The organism is Bacillus massilinigeriensis (assembly GCF_900111815.1).
Taxonomy (GTDB): Bacteria; Bacillota; Bacilli; order Bacillales; family Cytobacillaceae; genus Mesobacillus_C; species Mesobacillus_C mediterraneensis.
On the sequence record NZ_LT630004.1, the window covers coordinates 2495794 to 2507202 of the forward strand.

The 11409-nt window shown below is 36.1% G+C and carries 11 protein-coding genes; 5 read left to right on the plus strand and 6 right to left on the minus strand.

The genetic code is table 11. The features are described 5' to 3' along the window. Positions 1-33 precede the first annotated feature (33 nt). Entirely contained in the window at positions 34-1680 is a 1647-nt protein-coding gene (locus tag BQ5796_RS13085; protein ID WP_071460619.1) for a putative polysaccharide biosynthesis protein, read from the plus strand. A gap of 66 nt (positions 1681-1746) precedes the next feature. Here the strand turns inward: BQ5796_RS13085 and BQ5796_RS13090 are convergent, their stop codons facing one another. The 4 genes from BQ5796_RS13090 to BQ5796_RS13105 all read right to left on the minus strand — a co-directional run bounded on the left by BQ5796_RS13090 (position 1747) and on the right by BQ5796_RS13105 (position 6076). Beyond that, positions 1747-2454 carry a DsbA family protein gene (locus BQ5796_RS13090; protein ID WP_083413117.1) on the minus strand — a complete coding sequence of 236 codons (708 nt, stop codon included), beginning with the start codon at positions 2452-2454 and terminating at the stop codon, positions 1747-1749. 568 nt (positions 2455-3022) lie between these two features. Then, a complete protein-coding gene (locus BQ5796_RS13095; RefSeq protein WP_071460621.1) occupies positions 3023-3823 on the minus strand; it encodes an ExeA family protein in 801 nt (266 codons plus the stop codon). Beyond that, on the minus strand, positions 3820-5199 hold the full coding sequence (locus BQ5796_RS13100) for a DDE-type integrase/transposase/recombinase (protein WP_071460622.1): 1380 nt from the start codon (positions 5197-5199) through the stop codon (positions 3820-3822). The genes BQ5796_RS13095 and BQ5796_RS13100 overlap by 4 nt, the downstream gene beginning before the upstream one ends. Before the next feature lie 199 nt (positions 5200-5398). Further along, entirely contained in the window at positions 5399-6076 is a 678-nt protein-coding gene (locus BQ5796_RS13105) for a DUF6431 domain-containing protein (RefSeq protein ID WP_071458604.1), read from the minus strand. Between the two features lie 243 nt (positions 6077-6319). Between BQ5796_RS13105 and BQ5796_RS13110 the strand changes: the two genes are divergently transcribed. The 4 genes from BQ5796_RS13110 (at position 6320) to BQ5796_RS13125 (ending at position 10158) form a co-directional block, all read left to right on the plus strand. Then, positions 6320-7642 (plus strand): serine/threonine-protein kinase, encoded by a 1323-nt coding sequence (locus BQ5796_RS13110; RefSeq protein ID WP_071460623.1) that lies wholly within the window; start codon positions 6320-6322, stop codon positions 7640-7642. A 147-nt stretch (positions 7643-7789) separates the two neighbouring features. Beyond that, a complete protein-coding gene (locus BQ5796_RS13115) occupies positions 7790-8458 on the plus strand; it encodes a hypothetical protein (RefSeq protein ID WP_071460624.1) in 669 nt (222 codons plus the stop codon). Between the two features lie 19 nt (positions 8459-8477). Then, positions 8478-9611: a tyrosine recombinase XerS gene (xerS, locus tag BQ5796_RS13120; protein ID WP_071460625.1), complete on the plus strand. Its 1134-nt coding sequence runs from the start codon at positions 8478-8480 to the stop codon at positions 9609-9611. Positions 9612-9825: 214 nt separating this feature from the next. Beyond that, positions 9826-10158, plus strand: a complete 333-nt coding sequence (locus tag BQ5796_RS13125) for a YolD-like family protein (protein WP_071460626.1) — start codon at positions 9826-9828, stop codon at positions 10156-10158. 59 nt (positions 10159-10217) lie between these two features. On the opposite strand, the gene BQ5796_RS13130 is transcribed toward BQ5796_RS13125, so the two are convergent. Together BQ5796_RS13130 and BQ5796_RS13140 are read right to left on the minus strand one after the other, a co-directional pair. Continuing rightward, positions 10218-10847: a hypothetical protein gene (locus tag BQ5796_RS13130; RefSeq protein WP_071460627.1), complete on the minus strand. Its 630-nt coding sequence runs from the start codon at positions 10845-10847 to the stop codon at positions 10218-10220. Positions 10848-11132: 285 nt separating this feature from the next. Next, positions 11133-11409, minus strand: a 277-nt coding sequence (locus BQ5796_RS13140; RefSeq protein WP_159431003.1) for an ATP-binding protein, incomplete at its 5' end; no start/stop codon positions are given.

Here is an 11409-nt window from a genome sequence, read left to right on the forward strand (position 1 = left end):
CGCACTTTCTTAAATCGGAAGGGAATCTGAATTATGTCATCAAAGCTTATAAGAGGTACATTTATCTTAACGGTGGGTACAATCTTATCAAAGGTTCTTGGCTTACTCTATGTCATTCCTTTTTATCAAATAGTGGGTCCTAAAGGCACCGCACTTTATCAATATTCATACATCCCTTATACAATTTTCATAAGCATTGCAACGGCTGGAGTGCCGCTTGCAGTTTCAAAATTTATTTCAAAATATAACACTATTGAAGAGTATACTGTTGGTCGTAAATTATTTAAGTCTGGTTTATTAATTATGCTACTAACAGGTGTTACCGCATTTTTAGTTTTGTATATTTCAGCCCCTATAATGGCTGAGTTAAGTTTTAAAGATAACAAAGATATCAAATCCAATTTAAAAGATATTACAACAGTAATTCGTTCGGTTAGTTTTGCTCTAATAGTTGTACCATCTATGAGTTTAATCCGAGGATATTTTCAAGGGCATCAGTCCATGGGACCTTCAGCAGTTTCGCAAGTGGTAGAACAAATTGTCCGGATTACTTTTACCTTAGCCGGTGCTTTTATAGTTGTACATATTTTTAATGGAAATACTGTAACGGCGGTAAGTGTGGCTACTTTTGCGGCATTTGTTGGTGCTATTGGAGGTTTATTTGTTTTATTTTGGTATTTGTATAAAAGAAGGCGATATTTTGAACAGCTTCTTTTACTAGATAAAGGTACTGTAAATGTTTCATTAGTAGAAATCTATAAAGAAATATTTATTTATGCAGCTCCATTTGTGTTTGTTGGGGTTGCCAATCCACTATTCCAAGCGATAGATCAATTAACCTTTCCAAGCGTGATGATGAAGCTAGGTTTTAGCTTTGATGCTGCCAATGCTGCTTTTTCCATCATAAATTTTGAATCACATAAAATTGTGATCATACCGGTATCACTCGCAACTGGTTTTTCTCTTACGCTGGTGCCAAGTATCACAAAGGCATTCGTGGAAAATGATAGGATAGGCTTAAATCAACAGTTAAACCAGGCTTTTCAAGTTATGCTGTACCTAACAATACCTGCTGCTGTCGGCCTCTCGTTATTGGCAGAGCCGGTGTATACCGTCTTTTATGAGCATAAACTGCTTGGAACAGAAGTGCTCGAAATTTATGCCCCTGTTGCGATTTTATTTGCGCTTTTTTTAATGACTGCGTCTATTTTACAGGGAATCAATGAACAGCGTTTTACCGTTCTTAGTTTGTTAGCCGGCCTCTTAATTAAATTATCTTTGAATATCCCACTGATAACAATGTTCGAAACAAAGGGTGCAGTATATGCGACCGCTCTTGGATATATTGCAGCCATTTTAATTCAATTTTTTGCCATCAAAAAATATGCCCGCTATTCATTCTTATTTGTTTGGAGGAGTAGCTTATTAATAGTCATCTTTGCTGCAATAATGTGGTCGGGGACAAAAATAGTATATCAAATACTAGTATTGTTCCTTACACCTGAGTCTAAGTTCCAAGCTATTGGCATCATTATCATTTGCTCAGTGTTTGGGGCATTTATATATTTTTACCTAGGATTGAAATCAGGACTTGTTATTAGAATATTTGGGCATAGAGTAGATGGTCTCAAGAAAAAATTAAGATTCCACAAGAAATCAGTATCTAACAGAAACAAGTAATGCGATGAAAAATAAGTTTTGATATTATCTAGATAATGACAAAAGGGATGATGTAAATCACCCCTTTTAATTATCACTTTCTATATAGGTTACATCTCCTTCTTTGATTTTTCCTTCCATAATTTTTTTTATTTCATTCATATCATGATATTGGGCCAATTTAATTCCATCTACATAGACTGTTGGTACAAACTCCAGTGCAAATTCTCGAGTGAATTGACGAGTTAATGTTAAATTGTCCGGAAAGGAATCTTTTTCTTTGATTAAATCAGAGTAGTTTAATCCAAATTCTTTTATTTTAGACTCAATGTATTGATCTGATCCCCAGTCACCTGACATGTTAGAATGATCCTTTGGGGCTTCAGCTGCAACTGATAATTGATAATCAAAATATTTACCAGGAATGTTGGTTTCAACAAAATAATCCGCAGCGACAAGTTTTAAGGATTCCTCAGATAAAAGAGAAAGAGGTTGGCTGATGTATTTGGCTTGACCCGATTCAATAAACTCTTTTTGAATCTCCGGAAGAATCTCTTGCATCCACTTCTTACACCAAGGGCAAGCATAATCGAAGGCTAAATAGATTGTATGTGGAGCATGTTTGTTTCCTAGCATCGCTTTTTGTTCCACAGGTAGATCATATTTAGTGTAAATAAACTTTTCTCCTTTGGGCTCTTCTTTAACAGTATCTTTTACTTCCGTTTTATCTTGGCACCCAGAAATCAATAGAAAAACGGTTGCTATCAGTAATAAGCTCGTCCACCTATTTTTCATACTCTTGACGGATTTCTTATGTTATAAGAATCCGTACATTCACCTTCTTTTACGATTTATTAATTTTAAAGTACTACCTTTTATGTAGTAGGTCAATGTCTATACATTCTAAGGGTTAGCAGGGACTTTCATAACATATAAAATCACTTTGTAGGGGGTGCTTTAGTGCAACAAGGGTTTCAAAAATAATCAAACTTTTTTATAAAGAAGTTAATCTGCCACATTAAATAAGAGCATGTTTTGAACAATCTTTTTTCAAAACATGCTCTTTATATTTGTTCTCATATCAAGATTAATATCGTTAATTTAAACAAACTTTATTACAAAGCTACAAAAGGTGCAAAACTAATCAAGTAATTATTTTGTTTCCCTTAGTTGGTGTTAAGAGCCATTTTTAATGGCGTTTATTTCGGAAACGACAATGACGGCAACAGACTATTTTCGCCACCGTCACTTTCGTTTCCTTTTTAGTTAAGTCAAATTCGTTGGCATTATATGGTTTAAAGTTCCATTGAATTCATTTCAAATTTATATTATTCTCTAAACAGAAAAAGGACCTTTTCAGGTCCTAAAACCGGTAGTCATCTATGACTCGCTCTACCGAGTTTTCGTCTACCAGTTCCTGCTTCCTGGAAACTGCGTCTAACAGGCATTCCGTACATAAACGGTTCGTTAAGCGCGGAATGCCTCGAGTTTCCTTAAAGATTAATTTTAATGATGAATCCGTGAAAACCTGGCGGCTTTCTCCTGCCACCTCCAATTGATGTTTGATGTATTCTATCATTTCTTCGAAACTCATCCCATCAAGGTGGAAGCGGGTATTGATCCTTTGAGAAATGGCTTCCAGGCTTCTTAGACGGAGCTTGTCCCTTAATTCGGGCTGTCCAACCAAAATAAGGGCCAAAGGTGACAGGGAATCAATTTGAAAATTTGTTAGGAATCTGATTTCCTGTAACATCGATGATGACAATAAATGCGCTTCGTCAATCACTACGACGGGCGTTTTCTTTTTGTTTTCATAGATGTCTAGGAGGGCTGTTTTAAATTGTCGTTTGAGATCACTCGCCAGAAATTTGGGTTCTATTCCTACCTGGAGAAGCATTTCTCGATAAAAATCGCGGGGTTTTAAAGCTGAGTCAGATAAATAAAGAAAAACATGCTGATTTGCTTCCAATCGTTCTTTCAGTGACCTGATGGCGGTTGATTTTCCAGCGCCGACTTCCCCGGTAATCAGACCGAATGAACGCTGCTGAATCATAAATGTCAGCCGTGCCTGCAGCTCTTTATATTGTTTTGCCATGAATAAGTGTCTAGTAGGAATGTCCTTTTGAAATGGAGTGTGCTTCCATCCAAAATGTTTTGCAATCATTCTTCTTTTCCCCCTATAAGAGTTTGATAGCTTAATGACCCTCGCTTTTCCTTTTGTTTCTTTTCATGGTCGGGTTCTGTTAAATCCAAAAAGTTGAGGCCAGATTCTTCTTCAGCTCTATTTGAGGTTTCAGAAGCTACCTTTTCATGTCTTGGACGGGCAAGTTTTAAAGGAATTGCATTTTCAAACTGTTGTCCGTCAAACCATACTTCGATTGATTCCAGGTCATTAGGATCGAAACGGAGAGTAATCATTTCACCGACCAATCGGGAATCCACTTCGTATTTATTTCCCTGAAAAGAGATGCAGCCTGTCTTGTCCACTTTTCGCTCTTCTTCCCAAAAGAAGGCGTTCTTTAGTTCCTGAAAGGAGATGGAGACCGTAGGTTGCTCACACTCTTCCCAGCGATGTTTCGGCGCTTGCTTCGTTTCCCCATGTGTTCTTTCATGATAAATGGATTCTTTCCAAATGTGGAAATACCGATTTAATTGTTCAATGGATTGAATCCTTCCTGATTCGATCAGATCATAAGCCTCAGGCTTGAAGGACGTATCTACGAATCGGAAAAAACGCTCAATTTTCCCGCGCCCTTGTGGCCGTCTTGGAGTAGAGTGGGACAGTTTTATCCCGAGCTTTGCGCAGGTTGTCTCCAACGCCTTTGCGCGATAAATGGATCCGTTATCCACATAGATTTGTTCAGGCTTTCCATTAGTTAAGATGGCTTTAAAGAAGCAGTCTTCCAGTTGCGCACCTTTTTCGTCAAAGTAAAACTGCCCATGCACAATGAATCGGCTATAATCGTCAATGAATGCAAACAACTTGGCCACTCGCTTCTTATTTGAATCCTTGGGATCCGGAAGATACAAAGTATGTTGGACATCCCCTTGCCAACAGGCATTGCGATACGGAAATTCAAAGCGGCGAAACTGGTTGCCTACAGGTGTTTGTTGTAGCCGTTTTTTCGTTATACCTGCTTTCCTAAACTGTTTGGAGAGGGTGCTTTCGGATATGCTTCCCCTTGGCATAATGGCTGCCAACTCCATCATGCGGATAATTTGTTCGACCGATCTCTCTGGGCGTTCCTTTTTCAATTGAATGGCCTTTTCCAGTATCTCTTTTGAGATAGACCTTGGTGCATATCCGCCTCGTTTCACCGGCTTCAATGCCTCAAACCCTCCCTTGCGATAAAGCTGCAGATACCTTTCCAGCGTACGGATGCCGACCTTTTGCATCTCTCCATATGGATTCATATGTTCAGCCTCTGCGATGCTACGAAGCCGTTGTGCTTGTTCTCCTTTTGGGAGCTCTCTGGTGACAATTTCAGCGATCAAACCAAAGCGGTATAAGGCAATGTCATTTCTAAGCTTTTCGTCCATATAAAACTCTCCCTCTTTTTAATCAACTTCTACAAGTTTCATTAAATAACAGGAACCAATGAAAAGGGAGAGCCCAAATTCTGTGGGAACGTTCGTTTTAAATACATATTTTAGGAGGATTATACCCCGAAGGGGGGAGAAACAGGATTCGGAAAGAAAGTAGGCGGAGAGTGGGATGGGGAATAAAGGATGGAGTGGTTTATATTTTTTCTCTTAACTGATTTATCCATTGGAAGTAACCACAGGAAGGATAGGGGGTGGTAGGATGAGAAATTTCCCATGCCAACGGGAGAAGGAATAATAGAAGTTGTTCCACTGTTAAGTGCTTAATTTTTTGAAATTCAAATGCAAATGGCTTAATTTCAACTGTTGAAGAAAGAAGGAATTGGACAAGAGACTTGAGCGGGCCCTTCCAAAGCCGATCCCATCGTTTAACAGTTTTGTAGCTTACTCCCCCTAAAACATTTTGCGAGAAGTACGTTTGAATAAAAGAATAGCTTCGACCTTTTACATACCGCAAAAGCCAGGCTCTTTGTAAAAGTTGCCCACTATGGATTTGGTAGCGGAAGAGAAAATCTGGCAATAATGAAAAAGTCTTTCCACAAGCAGGACAATACCATCGGTAGATCGGAATCCTTCTCGCCTTTTTCCCTGTGATAACCATACGATAGTACCGGCCATGCTTATATAATTTTCTATTACAATCAGGACAGTTCTCATCGCAAGGAGGTGGTACATCCTGATAATATCTTAAATATTCTCTGATTGTTCTACCAAGATACTTTATCCTAGTCATGGTTTTGGCTAAATTAGGCTGAAGGAACGCTGTCTCTTCGGGCCCTTTTTGCCCCTCCTCCCGCCAGGGAATGATTAACATTAATCTATTGTCGCATGATTTTCTAAAATTGTACCGCCACAATTTTTTCCTAAAACAACAAAAAACACTGCCAACGAATATGGCAGCGTACAAGTTGGTATGAATAGGACCTTCGGTTTAAAGGGGAAGATGATGGAAAATTTATATTCACGTTAAATTCTAATTTAACGAACAAATAGTCGACTGGAATATTATACCTTGATATAATCAAGTATATATTTGTTATCTAAAGGAGTTTATAAAATGATTGAAGGTCTTCAATTTCAGAGGAACATCGGTGAAGGTGGATTTGCTACTGTACAGAAGTATCTTTGCAATATGACTAAAATGAAGTTTGCAGTTAAAAAGCTAAAAAAGGAATACCATAATGATAGTGAGATTATCCACCGATTTAGTAAGGAAATTGAGTTAACACAAAGACTTAAGGACTGTCCATACATAATAGATATTTTAGATTCTACCATAGATACTAATAATAAGAAGTATTGGTACGTTATGCCGTTAGCTAAAACTAATTTATATAGTTATATCAAACAGCATAACGACAAGCTGGAGTTTAATGAACGTCTTAGGATCTTCGAGATGATACTTGAGGGCATAATGTTTGCTCACGAACGTGGAGTGTTGCACAGAGACCTGTCCCCTAACAATATACTTATTTTTGAGGATGATGTTTCTGAAATAAAAATCAATATATGTGACTTTGGTTTAGGTAAAGATTCTAACAGCCATTCCAATATAGCTCAATCCTCTGTTGCTGGATATGGACAATGGATGTTTGTCGATCCTGACCAATTAATTAAATTGAAAAATGGTACTAACAAGAGTGATATATATTCTCTTGGTAAAATACTTTATTTCATTTTAACTGGTAAAGAACCAGTTGACTTAGGAAAGTCTAATTTTGGCCCTATTATAACTAAAGCTGTTAACAAGGAATATGAGGATGTATTTGCTTTCGCTAAAGCTTATTTTAAATTTAAAGAAATCCTAATGCCTGTAATAACAACAACAGAACTTACAGTAAGAGAATATAAAGAATCAATTAGGGGTATTCCAAGTAATTGGATTGAGTTCTACGAAATATGCCAAAAAACTTTGATTGTAGACCATGTATACAGTGATTTCCTTGAACCAATTTATACCCTACTCTCTGACGAAAAAGTTATTAAAGAATTCTATAATGCTATAGGAAGCGACATTATTTATTTCGTTAATAACTATATTGTCCAACTAAATGAATGCTATTACACAACTGGTTGGCCTTTCAGATCCCTAGATTCATTCACCCTCTTCTTAGAAAGAATTTATGATGCAGTCGGTATATCTACGGTCAAAATAGCCTGTATTAAAGAAATGTGGTACATAGCAGCTGAGCATAATCAATGGTATTCACAAGATTTAGTTATGAAAAAAATATGCTCTAACCAGGTTGACACTGAGATAGACAGTGACTTTACCTTTTACATTTCTGAATTAGGAAAGGGTTTCGATAAAATAAAAAATTATAATTTAAATCAAATAACATCAATTCCTTTAAGAAGGACTCTTATTAACCTAAGGTAAAGAATAAATGTTCGTTAAAATTGTATTTCACGCATAGTTCGACTAATTTCGATATTTGGTAAAATGAAAGTTGTTAAGTTCTCTCCTATTGAACTATTTAGAAAAAAAATGAAACATCATATCTTTGAATCTTATGGAGTGTGCAGAATGTTACTACCTTTTAGTTTTAGAAGGCTGCTCTTGATTCTATCTTGGATTGGATTTGCAGCCATGGTACTTTTTATCAACTCAAATTTAAATCCTAACTATGCGGATGAGACCTCTACAATTCTTATTTCACTTATTTGTCTGATTAATACTGGAACCCTATTTACTGGAATAATTGGCCTCAATAAAAAGGTACGGGATTTTGAGGAAATGCAGTGGAAGAAAGAATTTAGAGAACAAAATAAAAGAGCGATAGCTGCATTCAGCCGGCAAATCAACTTCCAGCGCGCTTTGGATACAGAAAAAAAAGAAGATCCTGAAATAATAACTTTTAATAAAAAAATGGAGAAAGCCCAGACGTCTTGGAAAACAAAACACAAAGAAACATATAATCATTTTGAACAATACCATTATTTAATCCATAAAATTGGGCGGTTTAATATGATTACTAATGTTTTATCAATGTTGCTATCTTTGTCTACAGCATTGATAATTCTCAACTTTACCCTACTCTCCCCTAAAATTTATTTTGGTTATGCTGCCCTTTTATTAAGTATATTAGTAATGATCCGTTATATTGGGAACTTATCGCGGCGAGAAAAAAAATTAAAAGAACTCATATATCCTCAATCTTTAAAAAATGCAATCAAGGGTTTTAACATTTGGTAATTTGAAAGGTTGATGTATAATGCCAGCTCCATCCAGAGAAAAAATGGTGCATGAAAATCGTCTGGAGGAAAAATTAAATAATATGCCACCTTATGTGGTTGAATTTGTTAGAGCTAAAAAACGAGCAAAGTACTCCTCTTCAACTCTTCTTGGATATGTTCATGAATATAAAAAGTTCTTTGAATGGCTTAAAAAAGAGGGTATTTCAACGGTAGATGTTAAGGAAACACCTCTTTTAACACTAGAAGAGTTAACAAAGGAAAATGCCGAATTCTATCTGGAATATATTCAGGAAGAAGTTATTAAAGAACGAGAAGGAGTAAAAAAGAAGCGATCCGAAAGTGCAGTCTTAAGAAATATCAATGCATTGAAATCCCTTTTTAATTATCTCACCACGGAAACGGAAATCACGGAAGGAGATAACAAAGGGGAATGCTATTTTTATCGAAATGTTTTCAATAAAATCAAAGTAGGCAAAGAGAAAGAAACAGCAAGCAGACGAGCAAGGAAAATAAGCTCTGTCATTCTATCTAATAATGAAATTAATGAGTTTATTGATTTTGTGAAGTACGAATATGAGAAAAAACTTACCGGTCGTAAAAAAGGAGTATTTCTTAGAGACAAGGAGCGGGACATAAGTATTATCAGTATGCTATTAGGTAGCGGAGCTCGTGTAAGTGAAATCGCGAGTCTTACCCTTCCTGACGTAGATTTTAGGAAGGAACAAATTGACATTGTTAGGAAAGGAAATAAAGAAGATACTGCCTTTGTCCTCCCTTCTGCCCTTTCAGATTTAAAAGATTACTTAAAGATTCGAAATGACCGTTATAAACCCGACAGTAGTGTTCCTTACGTCTTTCTAACTAAATACAAAGGGGCTGCCCAACCAATCTCTGTAAGGGCCATTCAGAACCTTGTGGTTAAATATACGAAAGCTTTTAATTCACAAGAAGAGTTTTTGGAGGGCAAGGGACTATCCCCTCATAAACTGAGGCATACTTTTGCAACAGAATGGATCCGGAATGGCGGGGAATTAGTTTTGTTAAGAGACCAGCTTGGCCATAGCTCTTTTGAGACGACATCTAAGTACACGAATCTTAGTGCGGAAGAGAGTAAAAAAGTCATCGATAAAATAGATAAATCTAGGAAGTAACGATTTTAACAAGAAGGGTTCCGTATTAGGACCCTTTTTTCTGTGAGCAAATCAACTGTGGCTTTTATATAAAGTTCGATAATTTATGAAAAAGTCTAATTTTTTCTATTAGTTAGATCAAAAACTCTGTGACTGATGGAAAAATTTGTCCTTGTGTTTAAAAACAGATAGGATTAAAATAAACAGAACATACGTTTGTTTTGGAGGGTATATAATGGGAATTAAAGATCGTGGCCTTAAGAAGTTTCGGATGGTTTCCATGCAGCCTGAACTAATTTCTAACTTTAAAGACTTTTATAAAGAGCAAGAATACATACACAAGCCAGAACTAGATGAGCAACAGTTGGATTACCTAAATAATACTATTTGTGATTCAATGGAATATACAAAAGAAGTATCGATTACTTATTTTCGAGAACACCGATACGAATTAGTAATTGGACATATCCACTATTTTAATACTCAAACTCAAAGAATTCGGGTTGTTGATAAATTTAATGATTTGTTAGAAATCAAAATTGAAGACATTCTAGATATACTTTTATAAGCACCCTGATGGATGCTTATAAAAGTATATAAATGACCAGATAGAATATTAATTGCCTATTATGCTTGCTTTAGGTGCGCGACTATATTCTTTTGTAGCTTTAAAGAATTACCGTTAACTTTTATATTTGAAATAAAATCCAAATAAACTATTGCCATTACTTCTTCGACACTGATTTCCAACCCTTTAAAATGAATCTCTAAATCATTCAGCAAGACTTCTGCACGGAGTATTTCATTCTCATGCATTTTAATTTCTAAAAAAGCGGTCTGCTTATCTTTTTGTGGAGTAGCTTCCTCTTCTTCTTCCACAGTTTCAAATTGAAATAAATTCTTTGTTAAAGGTTTCATCACCCGCTTTTCTATTTTCGATTTAAAGTACTGTTGCTTTCCACGTATCAAATATCTGGCAATCTCCTCATTCGGTGCAGAACCTTTTCTTACCCCACTTAAAAAATCTTTATATAGCATGTGTATGAGAACTGCAATGTCAAATTGAAAAGGAATTTCTTCTCCAAAGTTTTTTCTTAAATCATTAACGAAAATAACCCCTCTTACATATTCGAAATAATCCACCGCTATGGTAATATAACGCCGGGTAGACATAAGATACCTAAAGAAGCCCTTTCCATCTGTAGTAGCTGATAAGCGCTCCTGGAGTATATTTAAAGCGCTATATGATTTCTTCAATTGATTCCCCCCCATCCAACCACTCTAGAACGGACATAATGATAAAAAATACCACTTTTCTTTCTGAAATGTTTTTTTGAACCGCAAGCCCATAAGGGCCACCTATTTCTGTATATTCCGTCTCTAATAATTTGGTATGCATATAAACTTTTGAATCTGAGTATTCTTGTGTCCAGATAAGAATTTGTTCATTGTTTAGGCCATATCGAAGCAATAAAGTGTTGAATTTAGTTATAAATGTCAACGTAAATATGTACATTATTGCTCGTTTAAGAGTGTACAAAATTACTCGCTTTCTGTTGTAAAGTGATCCTTTAGGCGGTAAGAACTTCCCACCATTGCTACTACCGATGCATGGTGTAAAATACGGTCTAAAATCGCATTAGCCAGTTTGGCTTCCTGAAAGATCTCATCCCACGCTTTAAAATTTACATTTGTCGTAAAGATGGTACTTCGCTTCTCATACCTCTGATCAATCAGCTGAAAAAACAGCTTGGCATCCTCTTGATCAATGGGCAAATAACCAATTTCATCAATTATTAATAGTCTATACTTTGTATAA

Coding starts and splice junctions, on each gene's coding strand:
- BQ5796_RS13085 (WP_071460619.1), top strand. CDS start 34: ATGTCATCAAAGCTTATAAGAGGTACATTTATCTTAACGGTGGGTACA.
- BQ5796_RS13090 (WP_083413117.1), bottom strand. CDS start 2,454: ATGAAAAATAGGTGGACGAGCTTATTACTGATAGCAACCGTTTTTCTA.
- BQ5796_RS13095 (WP_071460621.1), bottom strand. CDS start 3,823: ATGATTGCAAAACATTTTGGATGGAAGCACACTCCATTTCAAAAGGAC.
- BQ5796_RS13100 (WP_071460622.1), bottom strand. CDS start 5,199: ATGGACGAAAAGCTTAGAAATGACATTGCCTTATACCGCTTTGGTTTG.
- BQ5796_RS13105 (WP_071458604.1), bottom strand. CDS start 6,076: ATGTTAATCATTCCCTGGCGGGAGGAGGGGCAAAAAGGGCCCGAAGAG.
- BQ5796_RS13110 (WP_071460623.1), top strand. CDS start 6,320: ATGATTGAAGGTCTTCAATTTCAGAGGAACATCGGTGAAGGTGGATTT.
- BQ5796_RS13115 (WP_071460624.1), top strand. CDS start 7,790: ATGTTACTACCTTTTAGTTTTAGAAGGCTGCTCTTGATTCTATCTTGG.
- xerS (WP_071460625.1), top strand. CDS start 8,478: ATGCCAGCTCCATCCAGAGAAAAAATGGTGCATGAAAATCGTCTGGAG.
- BQ5796_RS13125 (WP_071460626.1), top strand. CDS start 9,826: ATGGGAATTAAAGATCGTGGCCTTAAGAAGTTTCGGATGGTTTCCATG.